Source organism: Sediminibacterium ginsengisoli (genome assembly GCF_900167075.1).
Taxonomy (GTDB): domain Bacteria; phylum Bacteroidota; class Bacteroidia; order Chitinophagales; family Chitinophagaceae; genus Sediminibacterium; species Sediminibacterium ginsengisoli.
Genome location: NZ_FUWH01000010.1, coordinates 1 through 17,531, shown reverse-complemented (window position 1 = coordinate 17,531; position 17,531 = coordinate 1). Strand labels below are relative to the sequence as shown.

At 47.9% G+C, this 17,531-nt stretch carries 17 protein-coding genes and 1 pseudogene; 13 read left to right on the top strand and 5 right to left on the bottom strand.

Features of this window, described 5'->3' with window-relative positions; genetic code table 11:
* Positions 1-98 precede the first annotated feature (98 nt).
* Positions 99-1,298, top strand: a complete 1,200-nt coding sequence (locus B5D42_RS14620) for an NAD(P)-dependent oxidoreductase (protein WP_078832271.1) — start codon at positions 99-101, stop codon at positions 1,296-1,298.
* Here B5D42_RS14620 and B5D42_RS14615 read toward each other — a convergent pair.
* The 4 genes from B5D42_RS14615 to B5D42_RS14600 all read right to left on the bottom strand — a co-directional run bounded on the left by B5D42_RS14615 (position 1,295) and on the right by B5D42_RS14600 (position 5,665).
* Positions 1,295-2,026, bottom strand: a complete 732-nt coding sequence (locus B5D42_RS14615) for a tRNA1(Val) (adenine(37)-N6)-methyltransferase (RefSeq protein WP_078832270.1) — start codon at positions 2,024-2,026, stop codon at positions 1,295-1,297. The two genes, B5D42_RS14620 and B5D42_RS14615, sit on opposite strands and share 4 nt — an antisense overlap.
* 76 nt (positions 2,027-2,102) lie before the next feature.
* Complete coding sequence (locus tag B5D42_RS14610) at positions 2,103-2,864, bottom strand: succinate dehydrogenase/fumarate reductase iron-sulfur subunit (protein ID WP_078832269.1); 762 nt, start codon at positions 2,862-2,864, stop codon at positions 2,103-2,105.
* Positions 2,865-2,906: 42 nt separating this feature from the next.
* The gene (locus tag B5D42_RS14605; protein WP_078832268.1) at positions 2,907-4,880 is read right to left on the bottom strand and encodes a fumarate reductase/succinate dehydrogenase flavoprotein subunit; all 1,974 of its coding nucleotides are present in this window, start codon (positions 4,878-4,880) and stop codon (positions 2,907-2,909) included.
* A gap of 86 nt (positions 4,881-4,966) precedes the next feature.
* Positions 4,967-5,665, bottom strand: a complete 699-nt coding sequence (locus B5D42_RS14600; protein WP_078832267.1) for a succinate dehydrogenase cytochrome b subunit — start codon at positions 5,663-5,665, stop codon at positions 4,967-4,969.
* A gap of 467 nt (positions 5,666-6,132) precedes the next feature.
* Here B5D42_RS14600 and B5D42_RS14595 point away from each other — a divergent pair, with 467 nt between their 5' ends.
* From B5D42_RS14595 to ftsY, 8 genes are all read left to right on the top strand, one after another.
* On the top strand, positions 6,133-7,383 hold the full coding sequence (locus B5D42_RS14595; protein WP_078832266.1) for an ABC transporter permease: 1,251 nt from the start codon (positions 6,133-6,135) through the stop codon (positions 7,381-7,383).
* A gap of 61 nt (positions 7,384-7,444) precedes the next feature.
* The gene (gene tsaD / locus B5D42_RS14590) at positions 7,445-8,458 is read left to right on the top strand and encodes a tRNA (adenosine(37)-N6)-threonylcarbamoyltransferase complex transferase subunit TsaD (protein WP_217698838.1); all 1,014 of its coding nucleotides are present in this window, start codon (positions 7,445-7,447) and stop codon (positions 8,456-8,458) included.
* Positions 8,459-8,504: 46 nt separating this feature from the next.
* A complete protein-coding gene (locus tag B5D42_RS14585; protein WP_078832264.1) occupies positions 8,505-9,122 on the top strand; it encodes a hypothetical protein in 618 nt (205 codons plus the stop codon).
* An 82-nt stretch (positions 9,123-9,204) separates the two neighbouring features.
* Complete coding sequence (locus tag B5D42_RS14580; RefSeq protein WP_078832382.1) at positions 9,205-10,830, top strand: ABC-F family ATP-binding cassette domain-containing protein; 1,626 nt, start codon at positions 9,205-9,207, stop codon at positions 10,828-10,830.
* A gap of 281 nt (positions 10,831-11,111) precedes the next feature.
* Positions 11,112-11,348, top strand: a complete 237-nt coding sequence (gene rpmB, locus B5D42_RS14575) for a 50S ribosomal protein L28 (protein WP_078832263.1) — start codon at positions 11,112-11,114, stop codon at positions 11,346-11,348.
* Between the two features lie 29 nt (positions 11,349-11,377).
* On the top strand, positions 11,378-11,560 hold the full coding sequence (gene rpmG, locus B5D42_RS14570; protein ID WP_078832262.1) for a 50S ribosomal protein L33: 183 nt from the start codon (positions 11,378-11,380) through the stop codon (positions 11,558-11,560).
* Between the two features lie 2 nt (positions 11,561-11,562).
* Positions 11,563-11,736, top strand: a complete 174-nt coding sequence (locus B5D42_RS14565) for a DUF4295 family protein (RefSeq protein WP_078832261.1) — start codon at positions 11,563-11,565, stop codon at positions 11,734-11,736.
* A gap of 116 nt (positions 11,737-11,852) precedes the next feature.
* Positions 11,853-12,815: a signal recognition particle-docking protein FtsY gene (ftsY, locus tag B5D42_RS14560; protein WP_078832260.1), complete on the top strand. Its 963-nt coding sequence runs from the start codon at positions 11,853-11,855 to the stop codon at positions 12,813-12,815.
* Between the two features lie 110 nt (positions 12,816-12,925).
* Here ftsY and B5D42_RS14555 read toward each other — a convergent pair whose 3' ends face one another.
* A complete protein-coding gene (locus B5D42_RS14555) occupies positions 12,926-13,402 on the bottom strand; it encodes a hypothetical protein (RefSeq protein ID WP_078832259.1) in 477 nt (158 codons plus the stop codon).
* Positions 13,403-13,517: 115 nt separating this feature from the next.
* Between B5D42_RS14555 and B5D42_RS14550 the strand changes: the two genes are divergently transcribed.
* The 4 genes and pseudogenes from B5D42_RS14550 to B5D42_RS14540 all read left to right on the top strand — a co-directional run bounded on the left by B5D42_RS14550 (position 13,518) and on the right by B5D42_RS14540 (position 17,342).
* On the top strand, positions 13,518-14,483 hold the full coding sequence (locus B5D42_RS14550) for a polyprenyl synthetase family protein (protein ID WP_078832258.1): 966 nt from the start codon (positions 13,518-13,520) through the stop codon (positions 14,481-14,483).
* A gap of 57 nt (positions 14,484-14,540) precedes the next feature.
* Positions 14,541-16,058 (top strand): annotated as a pseudogene (locus B5D42_RS14545) (amino acid permease); the annotation flags it as partial.
* A gap of 42 nt (positions 16,059-16,100) precedes the next feature.
* A complete protein-coding gene (locus B5D42_RS18195; RefSeq protein ID WP_262507791.1) occupies positions 16,101-16,244 on the top strand; it encodes an amino acid permease C-terminal domain-containing protein in 144 nt (47 codons plus the stop codon).
* Positions 16,245-16,307: 63 nt separating this feature from the next.
* Positions 16,308-17,342, top strand: a complete 1,035-nt coding sequence (locus tag B5D42_RS14540) for a Smr/MutS family protein (protein ID WP_078832257.1) — start codon at positions 16,308-16,310, stop codon at positions 17,340-17,342.
* The last annotated feature ends 189 nt before the right edge of the window (positions 17,343-17,531 follow it).

Below are 17,531 nucleotides of genomic sequence, written 5' to 3'. Positions count from 1 at the left end.
TGATATTGGAGGAAAACCGGCAAAAAAACGCACAAATTGATGAATCTGAGCCTTTTGCCCGGCCTTCTTTAGTATCTTGCGGCCACAAAAATAGATCAATGCTTGTTATAGGACTTATAAATGAAGGAAAAACTCCGCCGGATAACCGTGTGGCACTTACGCCCGGACAGTGCAAATGGCTCGTGAAAAACTTTCCTGATATTCAGATCCTGGTTCAGACATCGCCCGGCCGCTGTTTTACAGACGACGAATACCGCCAGGCAGGCATTGAAGTAACGGCTGATCTTTCTGCATGTAACCTGCTGCTCGGTATCAAGGAAGTGCCGGTAGCCAACCTGCTGGCAGACAAAAAATACATGTTCTTTTCCCATACACGTAAAAAGCAGCCTTATAACCAGGAAATGCTGCACGCTATGATGGACAAAGGCATCACCCTTACAGATTACGAATGCCTTGAACATAAAGACGGCCAGCGGATCATCGGTTTCGGGTTCTTCGCGGGTATTGTGGGAGCTCATAACGGCTTGATGGCCTATGGCAACCGTACCGGTGCTTTTCACCTCGGGCGTGTGGGTGAAGTAAAAGATTACCGCGAACTGATCCATACTTATTTCGGATTGAAGCTGCCTCCCGTCAAGATTGCGGTAACCGGCAGCGGGAGAGTAGCGCACGGGATACTGGAGATCATGAACCTGGTAGATATCCAGGAAGTGGAACCGGAAGACTACCTGCACCGGGATTTCGATTATCCTGTGTATGTGCATCTCAAGGGCAACGATCTTTATCGTCATAAAGAAACAGGTGCTTATTCGCGCTCTGATTTCCATGCCAACCCGGAACAATACGAGAACATCTTCGCGCAATACTGCGCACACACAGATATCCTCATGAACGGTATTTACTGGGATCACAATATCCCGCGCCTGTTCAGCATGGAAGACCTGAACAGAGAAGATTTCCGTATCCAGACCATTGCGGATATCACAGATGATAAAGGCGGCAGCGTTCCCTGTAACCTGGGCGATGCCACTATCGATGATCCGGTGTATGGTGTGAACAAACAGACCGGTGAACAGACCGCTCCTTATATCAGCGGCAGCGTAGACATCATGGCTGTAGGAAACCTTCCCAACGAATTACCGCGCGATGCCAGCAAGTATTTCGGCGAACAGCTGATCAAATATGTGCTCGATGATATCCGCAAGGGTGGCAGTGAGATCATTGAGAAAGCAACCATCCTGGAGAAAGGCCGCCTGACTTCACATTTCGATTACCTGAAGGATTACGCAGCTCATTAAGCACGGTTCACATCCAGGTAATAAGCATCGAGTAACCCGCAGAATGCAGGTGTATATCGCGTTCCTTCTTTGATCGTGATCTCTGTTTCGCGAACAGCTTCAGCAGCCGGCGTTGCGGAAAAGAGCAGCATGCTTCTGAAAAAATCATGTTTTGGTGTTTGTCTAACCCTTGTTTCCTCAACCAGGAATAGTCCTTTTGAACCTGCCAGTTCGCGGAAGTAAGGATTGCGGTGCCAGGGGAGAAGTACGGCGAAATGACCGTCGGGCTTAAGTTGTGCTACTGCGATCTCTGCCAGTTCTTCCAGCGATAAGGCCGCGCTGTGCAGGGCCAGGTTCCGTGTGTCACTCGCACTTTTCAGGTCGTTTTCAAAAAAAGGGGGATTGGAGAAGACGAGATCATAATCGTTTGTAACCGGGTATTGCTGAATGCTGACCGGATGCACATGGATCTGTTCAGGCCACGGAGAAGCTTTGATATTTTCTGCTGCCTGGTTTGCGGCCGCTGTATCGAGTTCTACCGCATCGATCTGCAGGCCCCTGTGCTGCTGCGCAAGCATGAGGCTTAGCAGACCTGTACCAGTGCCGATGTCCAGCGCTTTTGCTATAGACTGGCGTGTTGTTTTTCCGGCCAGCCAGGCTCCGAACAGGCATGCATCCGTACACACTTTCATGGCGCAGTGATCCTGCGATACGCTGAACTGTTTAAAACGGAAATAACTGTTGGCCAAAACAGAGGGATTAAAAAAGCCGCAGTTCTATCAGCATAACTGATGAACTGCGGCCTGTATCTTTTAAGATCTGTGCTTATTTTTCTGTCACACCTGCAAAGATATACTCTTTGTTGAGGCGTGCAATATGGGTGAGGGAGATCTCTTTAGGGCAGGTTGCTTCACATGCGCCGGTATTGGTACATGATCCGAATCCTTCCTTATCCATCTGGGCCACCATATTCATCACACGCGACTTGCGCTCCGGCTCACCCTGTGGCAGTAAGGCCAGGTGTGAAACCTTTGCACTCAGGAACAGCATAGCAGAACTGTTTTTACATGCTGCAACACAGGCACCGCAACCGATACACATCGCCGCTGCAAAAGATTCATCTGCCTTGTCTTTGGCAATCGGCAGTGCGTTACCATCTACCGCATTACCGGTATTTACGCTGATATAACCGCCGGCCTGGATGATACGGTCGAACGCGCTGCGGTCTACCATCAGATCCTTGATCACCGGGAATGCGCCTGCACGCCATGGTTCTACCACAATAGTATCGCCATCTTTAAAGGCACGCATGTGCAGCTGACAGGTTGTATTCGCCTGCCATGGTCCGTGCGGTTTTCCGTTGATATACATGGAGCAGGTTCCGCAGATACCTTCACGGCAATCGTGATCGAATGCGATGGGCTCTTCGCCATCGTGGATCAGTTGCTCATTCAGCACGTCGAACATTTCGAGGAAACTCATTTCTGATGAAATGTTCTCCACCCTGTATAATTTAAATGCACCTTTAGAGCTGTTGTTCTTCTGCCTCCAGACCTTCAGGTTCAGGTTCATAGTATAATGTTCCATGTATAAAAAATTAGTCAGTTTATTAATGCGGCTGTCCGTTACTTATTTGTAATTCCTTTGTGTTGGTTTGATCACTTCATAGTTCAGCACTTCCTTGTGAAGTGTCCAGTTGCTGTCGCCCGCATATTCCCATGCACCTACATACATGTAGTTTGCATCGTCACGCAGTGCTTCACCGTCTTCTGTCTGGTATTCTTCACGGAAGTGACCACCACAGCTTTCGTTGCGGTTGAGTGCGTCCTTGCACATCAGTTCGCCCAGCTCGATGAAGTCTGCCACACGGTTCGCTTTATCCAGTTCAGGGTTCATTTCGTTCACTTCGCCGGGTACTTTCAGATCACTCCAGAATTCTTTTTTCAATGCCTGGATCTCTGTGATCGCTTCCTGCAGCCCCTGTGCATTACGCGCCATGCCGCATTTATCCCACATGATCTTTCCAAGTCTTTTATGGAAGCTCTCTACCGATTGTTTTCCTTTGATATTCATCAGCTGGTTGATGCGGTCTGAAACTGATTTCTCCGCTGCTGCAAATGCTTCGTGGTCTGTTGACACGGCTTTACTGTAGATCTCATCCGCCAGGTAATTACCGATGGTATAAGGGATCACGAAATAACCGTCTGCCAGTCCCTGCATCAGTGCCGATGCGCCAAGGCGGTTAGCACCGTGATCACTGAAGTTGGCTTCACCCAGGGCATATAATCCCGGAACGGTCGTCTGCAGTTCGTAATCTACCCATAAGCCGCCCATGGTATAGTGTACGGCCGGATAAATACGCATCGGTACTTCGTATGGATTCTCGCCGGTGATCTTTTCATACATATCGAAAAGGTTACCGTATTTCTCTTTCACTACTTCTTTACCCATGGCAATGATCTCGTCAAGAGAAGCATGATCCTTACCTTGTTTGTTCGCTTCCGTACGGCCATAACGTTCGATGGCTGCCGCGAAATCGAGGTATACGGCCTGCTTGGATGAACCTACACCATAACCTTCGTCGCATCTTTCCTTCGCCGCCCTCGATGCCACATCGCGTGGTACCAGGTTACCGAAAGCCGGGTATCTTCTTTCCAGGTAATAATCTCTTTCTTCTTCTGGGATATCGCTTGCTTTGCGGGTATCGCCTTTTTGTTTCGGCACCCAGATCCTTCCGTCGTTACGGAGCGATTCAGACATCAGGGTCAGCTTCGACTGGTGATCGCCACTCACCGGGATACAGGTGGGGTGGATCTGTGTGAAACATGGGTTCGCAAATACTGCGCCCTGCCTGTGTGCTTTCCAGGCTGCCGTCACGTTGCTGCCCATGGCGTTGGTTGACAGGTAGAATACGTTACCGTAACCGCCCGAGCAAAGCAATACTGCATGGCCGAAGTGTCTTTCCAATGTGCCTTTTACGAGATCACGTGCAATAATGCCGCGGGCCTTGCCGTCTATTTTTACAATCTCCAGCATTTCGTGGCGACTGTACATTTTTACATTACCCAGTGCTACCTGCCTTTCAAGGGCCTGGTATGCACCGATGAGGAGCTGCTGACCGGTTTGTCCGGCAGCGTAGAAAGTACGTTGTACCTGTGTACCACCGAATGAACGGTTACTGAGCAGACCGCCATATTCGCGTGCAAAAGGAACACCCTGTGCCACACACTGATCTATAATATTGGCGCTTACTTCTGCAAGACGGTGTACATTACTTTCACGTGCGCGGTAGTCACCTCCTTTAATAGTATCGTAGAACAGACGGAAAACACTGTCGCCGTCGTTCTGGTAGTTCTTTGCTGCGTTGATACCACCCTGGGCCGCGATAGAGTGCGCCCTGCGCGGAGAATCCTGGAAGCAGAATGCTTTTACCTTGTAGCCCATCTCCCCGAGGGAAGCCGCGGCCGAGGCGCCGGCAAGCCCGGTACCTACAATGATTATTTCCAGCTTACGTTTATTGGCCGGATTTACCAGCTTACAATGTCCTTTGTAATCATTCCATTTGTCGTCTAAAGGTCCGGCAGGAATTTTCGCATCTAGCATATGCTACGGTTTGTAATTTTGTGTTTGATTCCCCGCTGCCCTGGGCAGTCGGGCTGATATTAAAACGCGTCTCTCGGTATATTCATTTACACCCAACCCAGGTAAAAACTTACAGGCATCATGGCAAAAGCCAGCGGAACAATGATCGCGAAACCATTACCCAGCGCAGTAAGCATCATATTGTATCTTTTATTGTGAACGCCGATGGTTCTGAACGCACTCTGGAAACCATGCGCCAGGTGATAGGCGAGCGAAATGCATGCTACAATATATAGTATCACTACAACAGGACTTTCAAATACCATTTTCATTTCGAGGAAAAGGTTATGATATTCCCTGCCGTTATACTCAACAGCTGCCAGCTCGTGTACATTACCGATACCACCGAGCCTGCTCGGAGTCCAGAAATGGTATACGTGCATGATCAGGAACAACAGGATCAATGATCCAAGGATGCCCATGCTACGGCTGTACCATTTACTTCCGCGGTTACCGTAATTTACGGCATAACCTACCGGACGTTTGGCTTTATTCTGGGCCGCAAGCATATAACCCTGTATGATATGCAGAAAGAAACCTGCGAACAGACCGATTTCCAATACCCTGGGAACTACTGTAGCGCCCATAAAGTGGGCCGCCTTGTTAAACATTTCGCCATTATCTCCCGCCCAGATACAGGCATTCAGACCAACGTGCACAATAAGGAAAAGGATCAGGAATATACCGGTAAAACCCATAACCAGTTTCTTTCCAACCGATGAAGTGAAGACTTGTTTCCAGGTCATATTGCAAGTTTGTGTTTAAGTAATCGCTGCAAAAGTAAGATTGAATCGGATGCTACCTAAAATTTTTTTTACATTACTGTGACTTGATGATGTGCATAAGCGTCTGCTGGCGTGGAGGTTAGTGTTGAAGATTGCGGGGGAATTGCGTTTGGGTGAGGGCGAAGTGAGGGGGCACTGCGTGCCGGTGAGGGGGAGTGAGGAAGGAGAGCCGAAACCGGGACTATCCCATTAAGTGTGTAAATATTCAAGCGTCTTCACCTTCAAAACAAACTCTCCTTCCTCACTCCCCCTCACAAGGCGCAGCCCCTCACCGGCACGCAGTGCCCCCTCACCCCAAACGCGGTGCCCCTCACCCCGAACGCATTGCTCCCTCACCCCGAACGCAGTGCTCCCTCACCCGGTTTCACTTCCCAACCCCTCATCAAATAAAACTTTATCATACAACAACACTGAATTACATTTGAATCATGTTAAAGCTACTCAAGATCCTGTGGAACAGTTTCCGGATGGCCGTACAGGAACTGCGCGTAAATAAACTGCGTACCTTTCTGTCGCTTTTCGGGATCACGATCGGTATTTTCTGTATTATCGGGGTACTGGCAACTGTAGACAGTCTCGAACGCAAAGTACAGAACGATATTAAAGCCTTTGGCACAAACACCATCTACATAGATAAATGGTATTATGGCGGCGAAGGGGGCGCTTATCCTTGGTGGAAATATGTAAAACGTCCCTCGATGAAATACGAGGAGATGAAATTCATCAAAATGAAAAGTCAGCTGGCTTCCAATGCCGCTTTCTTTGTTTCCAATAATGTAAACCTCAGCTTTAAGGACAATATTCTCAACAGTGTTAATATATACGGAGTTTCCGAAGAATTCAACAATATCCAGACCATCGATATTGAATACGGCCGTTATCTTAATGAATCGGAATTCCAGCGTGGCACCACTTCCGGAGTGATCGGGTATGTGGTGGCTGAAGAACTTTTCGGAAACCCGGAAAAAGCAGTGGGTAGCCAGGTTTCTTACAACGGCCGCCGTGTGAATGTGATCGGTGTGATCAAGAAACAGGGGCAAAGTTTTGTCGGAGGTTATGATTATGACCAGTCGATGATCGTTCCTTACCGCTATTTCGCAAGTATTTATAATCCTGATTACAGCAATCCATATATCATGGTACAGGGTAAGCCCGATATCCCGTCGAGCGCACTGGCCGATGAACTGGTTGGGGTGATGCGACAGATCAGGCGGCTGAGCCCTGTGGATGAAGATAATTTCAGTTGTAATGATGTGGCCATGTTCAGTGAGCAGGTCACCGGCTTTTTCGGGCAGGTGAGCGCCGGTGGCTGGGCTATTGCCGGACTCAGCCTGATCGTAGGTGCATTCGGCGTTGCCAATATCATGTTCGTAACTGTAAGAGAACGCACCAGCCAGATCGGTCTGAAAAAAGCGATCGGCGCTAAAAAAAGTACCATACTTACCGAATTCCTGCTGGAAAGTGCATTCCTGTGTATCATAGGCGGACTTATCGGGCTCGGACTTGTCTGGCTCCTGTCTCTCGTGCTGAGCAGTGTACTGCCATTCGCTATTTATATCGCGCCGAATATCGTGATACTAGCATTCAGCATTTGTGTGATACTGGGCATCATATCCGGGATCATTCCTGCATCCATTGCAGCGCGTATGGATCCCGTGGTAGCCATCCGGACCAAATAATCAGTTCTTGTTTATGCCGGATGAAATAACTTTGCCGCCGAATCATTTAATGCAAGCAGATTTGTCAACTACCATACTCGCCATAGAATCTTCGTGTGATGAAACCTCGGCTTCGGTCTGTGTGAACGGGAAGATATTGTCCAATTATATCGCCAATCAATCCGTACATGAAAAATACGGAGGCGTAGTTCCCGAACTCGCGAGCAGGGCGCATATGCAGAATATTGTTCCCGTAGTGGATACAGCACTGGCTGCCGCATTTCCTGAATTAAATAATACCACAGACAGGCTGAAACAACTGGATGCGATCGCTTTTACACAATCGCCCGGACTGATCGGCAGCCTGCTGGTAGGTACGCAGTTTGCAAAATCGCTGGCGCTGACATTAAATAAGCCGCTGATAGCCGTACACCACATGCAGGCGCATGTGCTGGCCAATCTGATCGGTGATGATATACCTGAATTCCCCTTCCTCTGCTTAACAGTGAGTGGTGGTCATACCCAGATTGTACTGGCACATGATCCGCTGAACCTGGAAGTGATCGGGGAAACGATCGATGATGCGGCAGGCGAGGCTTTCGATAAAAGCGCCAAACTGCTCGGGTTACCTTATCCAGGCGGCCCGCTGATCGATAAATATGCAAAGACCGGCGACCCGCTGAAATTCAAATTCGCAGAACCGCAGATCCCGGAACTGAATTTCAGTTTCAGCGGATTGAAAACATCGGTACTTTATTTCCTGCAGAAACAGGAAACAGGTTTTATCGAAGCCAATCTTGCAGACCTATGCGCATCCATCCAGCATACTATTATCACCATCCTGCTGAAAAAAGTTAAAAAGGCAGTACAGCAGACCGGCATAAAACAAGTATGCATTGCGGGCGGTGTAAGTGCCAACAGCGGCTTACGCGCCTCATTGCAGGAAATGGGACAGAAACACGGCTGGAAAACCTTTATTCCAAAATTTGAATACTGCACCGATAACGCAGCCATGATCGCAATCACCGCGCACTATAAATACCAGGCAGCACAATTCGCATCGCTGGATGCCAATCCTTCGGCCAGGAGCCATTGATATTCCCGGTGGCACCATTTTTTCAGTTCTCTCAAAAAAGAGAACTATGTTAATTGAACCACATACCAACGACAACGACCTGCGCGATAATGAACGCGACCAGGCTTACCTGAAACCCGAAGAGACAACGATCGACCTGCCGGATGTTGAAGATATTCCCGGCCAGGAACATGTTCGTCCGCCCCGCATGCGTGAAATGGAAGATATAACCGTGTCATCTGCCGACGAAGAAGGCGACGGGCTTTTCGACGAGGAAAATGAAGCGCAGGACGATGACCTGTCTTCAGAAGAGAATGGCATATCCGTTGGCGGGGATAAGGCATCACAGAATGAAGCCGGTCAGACGTATTTTTCCAATGTACAGGCAGATGGTCTTTTCGATGAAGAAAATGAATTGACCGATGATGATGCAGATGTGAGTGATACAGAACGCGAACTCCTGGAGCATGCGGCAGATAACAGCGACAGCGATGAAGAGCGCGAACGCAGAAGCATTCTGCCGGATGATACGGATGATGAAGGCGAGCCGCTGAATGAACAGGTAAATGCAGACGGCGGCGACCTGGATATACCCGGATCCGAAGAAGATGATGAGAACGAGGAACTGGGTGAGGAGGATGAGGAAAACAACAGTTACAGCCTGGGTGGCGACCGCAAGGATTGAATTCCGGCAGATTAACCGGTTCTTATGTACAAATTACAAATTCCGTCATACCTTTGCGGCTTCTAAAAACAGGAGCAAGCTAATGATCAGTGCAAGAAATATCACCCTCGCTTACGGTAAAAGGGTATTGTTCGATGAAGTGAACATCAATTTCACCAAGGGAAACTGTTATGGTGTGATTGGCGCCAACGGGGCAGGGAAATCTACTTTCCTTAAGATCCTCAGTGGTGAGATCGAACCGAATAAAGGTGCGGTGGAAATTACGCCCGGCGAACGTATGTCGTTCTTAAGGCAGAACCAGTTTGAATTCGATGAAACCACTGTACTGAATACCGTGCTCATGGGCCATAAGAAAATGTGGGAAGTGATGCATGAGCGGGAGGCGATCTATGCAAAAGCCGATTTTTCGGAAGAAGATGGTATCCGCGCAGGAGAACTCGAAGGCGAATTCGGGGAAATGGGCGGCTACACTGCAGAAAGCGATGCAGCTACGCTGCTGAGCAGTCTTGGTATCAAAGATGATATGCACAACAGCCTCATGAAAGACATTCCGTCTAACATGAAAGTACGTGTACTGCTCGCCCAGGCGCTGTTCGGTAATCCCGATATCCTGCTGCTCGATGAGCCTACCAATGGTCTCGATATCGAAACCATCGGCTGGCTGGAGAACTTCCTCGCAGATTATGAAAATATTGTACTGGTGGTGAGCCACGACAGGCACTTCCTGGATACTGTTTGTACACATGTAGCGGATGTGGACAGGGCCAAGATCAAGGTATTCACCGGTAACTATACTTTCTGGTACGAATCATCACAGCTGATGAGCCGCCAGATCAATGACAAGAATAAAAAAGTAGAGGAGAAACGCCAGGCGCTGATCGACTTTATCGCCCGGTTCTCTGCCAATGCGTCTAAGAGTAAACAGGCTACTTCAAGAAAGAAAGCCCTGGAGAAACTGACGGTGGAGGAGATCGAGCCATCTAACCGTAAATATCCCGGTATTATATTCCAGCCCCTGCGTGAAGTAGGCAACCAGATCCTCAACGTAGAGAACCTGAAAAAATCAGTAGACGGCCGTGTGCTGTTCGATAAGGTTTCTTTCAGCGTGAACAAAGGAGAGAAGATTGCGTTCCTGAGTAAGGATCCGTCTGCGGTAACAGCATTCTTCGAGATCATCAATGACAACGAAACAGCCGAGGCAGGCAAATTCGAATGGGGAACTACGATTACCAAAGCTTACCTGCCGGTAGAGAATAATGAGTTCTTTACCGAAGGACTGAACCTGATGGATTGGCTGCGCCAGTTCGTTCCATCGCATGTAACAGATGCTGATGAGCCGTTTATCCGTGGTTTTCTGGGTAAAATGCTGTTCAGTGGCGATGATATCATGAAAAAGACAAATGTATTGAGCGGGGGAGAGAAGGTACGTTGTATGGTGAGCCGTATGATGCTGCAGAACCCGAACCTGATCGTGCTCGATCAGCCGACGAATCACCTCGACCTGGAGAGTATCCAGAGCTTCAACGAAGGCTGTAATATCTTCCCGGGTATTGTGCTGCTGACCTCACATGACCATACCTTCATGCAAACGGTAGCCAACCGCATCATCGAACTCACGCCCAAAGGCATTATCGACCGCCTGATGACCTTCGATGAATACATGGAAGACAAACGTGTGAAAGAGTTGCGCGAGGAAATGTATGCATAAACAGAACCATAGGGTTAATGATAGATTTTTGCAGAAAAGCCGCTTTTGAAGCGGCTTTCTCATTCAATGACCTTCTTGCCTGTGTTTTTTTGGATAATTCAGGCCTGTATAATCCGGTAATCCGGGCAGGAAATCGTATTTTTGCAGCGCAGGATGTGAATAAATAAGCGGCAAAATCCTGTGTTTATAACGGGTGTGGACAATTGCTGAAAAAAAAGCAATTTTCTTATGGATTTTATGATCATAATCCCTACCTTTGCCGTCCCGAAAAAAATTGAGTCATGGCAAGAGTATGTCAGGTTACAGGAAAAAAGCCGATTGTAGGTCATAGTGTTTCTCACTCAAACATTAAGACTAAACGTCGTTTCTTACCAAATTTACAGAAAAAACGTTTCTTTTTTGCTGAGGAAGACCGTTGGGTAACCCTTAAGGTTTCTACTGATGCTTTGAGAACTATCAACAAAAATGGCTTAGCCACTGTGATCAAAGAAATGAGAGCCCAGGGTTCTAAGATCTAACTAATTAACACAACGTAAACCTACCTAAAATGGCAAAGAAAGGTAACAGGGTGCAGGTAATTCTGGAATGTACGGAGCATAAGGCCACTGGTCTGCCCGGAACAAGCCGTTACATCACCAATAAGAACAAAAAGAATACTCCAGAACGTATGGAGTTGAAAAAATTCAACCCGATCCTGAAAAAAGTAACCGTTCATAAAGAAATTAAATAACCATGGCAAAAGCAGCTTCCAAAAACGCAAAAGTAAAGGACCAGAAAGCAGCCGCTGAAGCTAAGAACTGGACTAAAGTAATCAAGGCTGTACGCAGCCCTAAATCCGGTGCATATACCTTCAAAGAGGCGATCGTGCACAAGGATAAGGTAAAGGATTATTTATCTGAGAAATAATTGGTTATCTTTTACAATATTAAAAGCTTTCCCCTTTTAGGGAAGGCTTTTTGTATTTATCGTCTGTAGTCTTCATCTGATTGATCCTAAAGTCTGTATCTGCAAATCAATACACTATGAGTTTCTTAGGAAAATTGTTCGGTAAAAAGGAAAAAGAGAGCCTCGACCAGGGGTTGGAGAAAACAAAAGAAGGTTTTTTTGCAAAGATCACCAAAGCGATAGCCGGTAAAAGCACGGTGGATGAAGAAGTGCTGGATAACCTGGAAGAAGCGCTGGTGAGTGCGGATGTCGGGATCGAGACAACCGTTCGTATCATCGAAAGGATCGAAGCCAGGGTGAAGCAGGATAAATATGTAAATACTTCGGAACTCAACCGGCTGCTGCAGGAAGAAATTGAAGCGATACTGGTAGATGCGGCAGAACAGTCCTATAAAGATTTCGGAATCCCCGAAGGAAAGAAACCTTACGTGATCCTCGTGGTTGGCGTGAACGGTGTTGGTAAAACAACTACTATCGGAAAGCTCGCACATAATTACAAGAAAGCCGGCAAGGACGTGATCCTCGGCGCTGCGGATACGTTCCGTGCCGCAGCCGTTGATCAGCTCACCATCTGGAGCGAACGCGTTGGTGTACCTATTGTAAAACAGGCAATGGGATCCGATCCGAGTGCTGTTGCTTTTGATACGGTTCAGAGTGCCGTAGCCCGCAATGCAGATGTGGTGATCATCGATACCGCAGGCCGCCTGCACAACAAAGCGCACCTGATGGAAGAGCTCAGCAAGATCAAAAGGGTGATTCAGAAAGTGATCCCGCATGCGCCGCATGAAGTGATGCTGGTGCTCGATGGTTCAACCGGTCAGAATGCACTGGAGCAGGCACGCCAGTTTACAGCTGCTACCGATGTATCTGCTATTTCCATCACCAAACTGGATGGTACCGCAAAAGGCGGCGTGGTACTGGCTATTGCCAACCAGTTCCAGATCCCGGTTAAATATATCGGGGTAGGTGAGAAGATCGATGACCTGATCATTTTCGATAAACATGAGTTCGTGGACAGTCTGTTCAAACTCAAATCCTGATTTCTGTAAACTGCTGACTCTTACAGCTTATTTAACTGCTACTGAACCTATAAAAAAGAGGGCGATGTTGATCAACATCGCCCTCTTTTTTTCTATACATGTGAATATGATCAGAAAGTATAACGTACGCCAAGTCCGCCCCAGCCGCCTTCGAAATAATTATAGCCGATAAAGTTAAACGACGGCTGCCAGTCGAAGCTGAGGTTCAGCGGAGCGCCTTTGATCTTGTAATCTAGACCCAGTACGCCATCAACACCGATTGCCAGGCCGGCATTGCGTGTAGGATATTTTTCTTTCCAGCTGTTGCTCCATACGCCCAGGTGAGCACCGCCGCCAACATACCATTTCAGTCCTTCCGCACCTGAAATATCACCATGGATCTCATAAAGACCCGTTAACCGGAATCCGTCATTCGAAATATATCCGAGGCCTTCAACAGCGGTATTCGGTGCAATAAAATGTTTCAGGGTTACTGCGCCGGGATAAACTTTAACACCCAGGGCTGTCTTGTAATCAGAGCCGAGGTTCTGCGCCTGGCTGTAAAAAGCTGCGGAGAGGATCGTCAGCAGCAGGATTAGTTTTTTCATTTTGATATTTTTTACGGATGATCGATAAAATCGTGCCAAAAATAACCCGCAGACTTTTATAGAATAGTTAAGGTTTATGTATGGACACATTGGATTAATCATTTAGGTTTGCGTTATGCAAACATTCAAAGAGCATGCAGCGGCATTTGCCACTTATTTTTCCACGCGTCATTTTCCCGAATCCCCGGCTACTTTATACGAACCGGGTGAATATTTTTTATCATGGGGCGGCAAAAGGATCAGGCCGGTTATGTGCCTGATGGGAAATGAACTGTTCGGAGAACTTAACCCCGACAGCTTTGAAGCTGCCAGCGCCATAGAGCTCTTTCATAATTTCACACTGATCCACGACGATATTATGGATGCAGCACCGCTGCGCCGCGGTATGGTAACCGTACATGAAAAATACGGCCAGAATACAGCGATCCTTTCGGGTGATGTAATGCTGATCAGGGCTTATGAACATATCGCGAAGATCAACACCTTATATATGCCCCGCATTCTCCAGCTGTTCAACCGTACGGCCAGGGAAGTGTGTGAGGGGCAACAGCTGGACATCGACTTTGAACAGAACAGCAGCGTATCGCTCGATGAGTATATTGAAATGATCACCCTCAAAACGTCTGTACTGCTCGCAGCCAGCCTGGAAACCGGCGCGATACTCGGCGGTGCCAGCGAAGGTAACTGCAGGCATATCTACGAGTTCGGCAAGAACCTGGGTATCGCTTTCCAGGTGCAGGACGATTACCTCGATGCATTCGGCGATCCGGAAAAATTTGGTAAGGAAGTAGGGGGCGATATCCGTCAGAATAAAAAAACATTCCTCCTGCTGCATGCACTCGCAGTATCATCGCCCGAACAGCAGCAGCAGCTTTACGGACTGATGATGCGTAATCCGGCGGATAAAGTGGCGCAGGTGCTGGATATCTTCAGGGCCTGCAATGCAGACGAATGGGCACGCGAACTCAAAGAGAAATACCTGGCGCAGGCTTTGCGACACCTGGATGAGATCGCCGTACTCAACGTCCGTAAAGCACCTTTAAAAGAACTGGCAGAATTCCTGATCCAGAGAGATCAGTAGGCTTACTTTGTATTTTATCCATTATCCCTTAGCTTTAGCACTACCAAAACCACACACATGTCCGATTCGTTATTCAGGAAAAAATCCATCGATAAGATCGTAGCAGATGCGCAGGCAGGCCATAATGACGGTCATGCAGGAGGGCTCCGGAAAGTCTTAGGTGTACGTGATCTTACTTTCATGGGTATCGCGGCGGTGATCGGGGCGGGGATCTTCTCCACCATTGGTACGGCGGCGTATAACGGCGGACCGGGCATTGCCTTACTTTTTATCATTACAGCGATTACCTGCGGGTTCAGTGCGCTTTGCTATGCGGAGTTCGCGAGTCGTGTGCCGATTGCGGGTAGTGCTTATACCTATGCATATGTGTCGTTCGGGGAAGTGGTAGCCTAGATCATCGGTTGGGCACTGATACTGGAATATGCGATCGGAAACATTGTGGTAGCGATCAGCTGGAGTGGTTATTTCAACAATCTTCTCGCCGGGTTCAATATTCATCTCCCGGGCTGGCTGGCAACCAACACATCCAATGCACAGAGCGGTTATGAGGAAGCTGTAAAAGCCATTGCGGCAGGACAACCGCTTGAACAGTTAAGCAAGCATGCCAGACTGGGTTATGATGCAATAACCAATGCACCAATGATCGGCAGCTGGAAAGTGATCCTGAACGTACCTGCACTCATCATCGTAGTGCTGATCACGATACTGGCTTATGTGGGAATCAAGGAAAGTAAAAAGAGTACCAACTTTATGGTGATCTTCAAGATCGCCGTGATCCTGTTCATTATCGTAATGGGCTTTTTCTATGTGGATACGAATAACTGGGATCCGTTCATGCCAAATGGTTTCGGAGGCGTACTGGCAGGCGTTTCTGCTGTATTCTATGCCTATATCGGTTTTGATGCGATCTCCACCACTGCAGAAGAATGTAAGAACCCGCAGCGTGATCTGCCGAGAGGTATGATCTATTCGCTGGTGATCTGTACGGTTCTGTATATACTCATCGCACTCGTACTTACCGGTATGGTTCATTTCAGCGAGCTGAAAGTAGACGATCCGCTGGCGTATGTATTCGATAAACTCGGACTGCGTAAAGTCGGTTACCTGATCTCTGTAAGTGCCGTTGTTGCAACAACCAGCGTATTACTTGTATTCCAGCTGGGGCAGCCGCGTATCTGGATGAGCATGAGCCGCGACGGGCTGCTGCCTAAAAAATTCTCCAAAGTGCATCCCAGATTCCAGACACCATCGTTCGCTACAATTGTAACAGGATGTATGGTGGGCATACCAGCCATGTTTGTATCAAGCAGTTTTATGACGGATCTGACCAGTATCGGTACCTTATTCGCTTTTGTATTGGTATGTTTCGGAGTGCTCGTATTACCCAAAATCAACAAAGCGAGAAACAGCAATGCTTTTTCATTACCTTATATAAACGGTAAATTCCTGCTGCCGGTAGTTGTCGCTATCGTGATCTTCGTTTTCAGAAGCCGTATCAGTAATGCGTTTGCGAACATCGGCACCGAAGGTTACCAGGAGATCCTGTTCCTCGTATTCCTGGCCATCGCGATCATTACTGCCATACTCACTTTCCTGAGAAACTATTCATTCATCCCGGTGATCGGCGCATTATGCTGTCTTTACCTGATGATCGAGATCCCGGCGGTGAGCTGGCTGTGGTTCTTTGTATGGATGGTACTGGGCCTCGGTATTTACTTCCTCTACGGACGCAACAGAAGCAGGCTGGCACAGCAAGGATAGATTGGCTTTGATAACGGAACGGTGCAACAAATTATCTGTATTTTTGCAGTATAATTCAGAAAGATGAAATACCAGGTAGGGGACGAAATTGTAGTGTTGCATAGTAATGAGGAAGGTAAAGTGATCGAGATCATGAACGATAAAATGGTGCTGATAGAAGTGCGGGGCGTTAAATTCCCGGCTTATATGGACCAGATCGATTTCCCGTATTTTCTGCGTTTTACGAAGAACAAGGTGGTAAACGAAAAAAAGCCGGCTCCCAAAGTTTATATAGACCAGGTACCCAAAGAAAACAGCAAACCCAATACGATCAGGGTTGCTGATGGAGTATGGCTGTCATTCCTGCCCAAATTTGCGCTGGATGATTTCAACGACGAAGTGGTGGAATTGCTGAAAGTGCACCTTGTTAACAAAACGGATAAGGGTTACCGGATCCGCTATAAACAATACTTCTTTAACAAGCCCGAATTTGAACTGGAAAGTGAAGTACATCCTTTTCACGATTTCTATATCCACGATATTCCGTTTGAAGCTGTAAACGACAGCCCTTCTTTCAGCGTCGATTTTTCTTTATTACAACCCGAGAAAAGAAAGGCAACGCATTACGAAACGTCACTGAAACTGAAGCCAAAACAGGTTTTCCAGCGTATTGAAGAGCTGAAGGATAATAACGGCCCAACTATTTCCTACAAGCTTTTCGATATTTATCCCGATAAAACGGAAGAAGAAAAAAGCGACCGGCTGGAACTATCATCACTCGCAGCAAAAGGCTTCAAGGTATACGATGCTTCCAGACTGCGCCAGAACCTGGAGCCAGCACGTTCCGTTGTAGACCTTCATATAGAGAAGCTGACCCATGGCTGGGAGCAGATGGACAACTACGAGATACTCGATATCCAGTTGAAAGAGTTTGAAAAATGGTATCACCTGGCCGTAGCGCATCACCAGCCTTCTTTAACCGTAATCCATGGTGTAGGCAAGGGGCGGCTGCGCGACGAGATCCACGATATTCTCAAGGTAAAGCGCGAAGTGAAAACATTCGTCAACCAGTACGATCCGCGGTTTGGGTATGGTGCTACGGAGATATTTTTTAAGTGAATGAAGTGAGGGCGAGGTGAGGGGGAGCTGCACTCCGGGGAGGTCGAAGTGAAGGTATGGTGCTGAATCACCCCCCTCACTTCGACCTCACCCCCCTCACTTCGCCCTCACCCCATCCTCACTTCGCCCTCACCCCATCCTCACTTCGCCCTCACCCCATCCTCACTTCGCCCTCACCCCATCCTCACT

Bases quoted from the DNA above. Each gene is read 5' to 3' on its own strand.
- ftsY (WP_078832260.1), top strand. From the start codon at position 11,853: ATGAGTTTCTTAGGAAAATTGTTCGGTAAAAAGGAAAAAGAGAGCCTC.
- B5D42_RS14610 (WP_078832269.1), bottom strand. From the start codon at position 2,864: ATGGAACATTATACTATGAACCTGAACCTGAAGGTCTGGAGGCAGAAG.
- B5D42_RS14540 (WP_078832257.1), top strand. From the start codon at position 16,308: ATGAAATACCAGGTAGGGGACGAAATTGTAGTGTTGCATAGTAATGAG.
- B5D42_RS14595 (WP_078832266.1), top strand. From the start codon at position 6,133: ATGTTAAAGCTACTCAAGATCCTGTGGAACAGTTTCCGGATGGCCGTA.
- B5D42_RS14600 (WP_078832267.1), bottom strand. From the start codon at position 5,665: ATGACCTGGAAACAAGTCTTCACTTCATCGGTTGGAAAGAAACTGGTT.
- rpmB (WP_078832263.1), top strand. From the start codon at position 11,112: ATGGCAAGAGTATGTCAGGTTACAGGAAAAAAGCCGATTGTAGGTCAT.
- B5D42_RS14585 (WP_078832264.1), top strand. From the start codon at position 8,505: ATGTTAATTGAACCACATACCAACGACAACGACCTGCGCGATAATGAA.
- B5D42_RS14550 (WP_078832258.1), top strand. From the start codon at position 13,518: ATGCAAACATTCAAAGAGCATGCAGCGGCATTTGCCACTTATTTTTCC.
- B5D42_RS14620 (WP_078832271.1), top strand. From the start codon at position 99: ATGCTTGTTATAGGACTTATAAATGAAGGAAAAACTCCGCCGGATAAC.
- B5D42_RS14555 (WP_078832259.1), bottom strand. From the start codon at position 13,402: ATGAAAAAACTAATCCTGCTGCTGACGATCCTCTCCGCAGCTTTTTAC.
- B5D42_RS14565 (WP_078832261.1), top strand. From the start codon at position 11,563: ATGGCAAAAGCAGCTTCCAAAAACGCAAAAGTAAAGGACCAGAAAGCA.
- B5D42_RS14580 (WP_078832382.1), top strand. From the start codon at position 9,205: ATGATCAGTGCAAGAAATATCACCCTCGCTTACGGTAAAAGGGTATTG.
- rpmG (WP_078832262.1), top strand. From the start codon at position 11,378: ATGGCAAAGAAAGGTAACAGGGTGCAGGTAATTCTGGAATGTACGGAG.
- B5D42_RS14605 (WP_078832268.1), bottom strand. From the start codon at position 4,880: ATGCTAGATGCGAAAATTCCTGCCGGACCTTTAGACGACAAATGGAAT.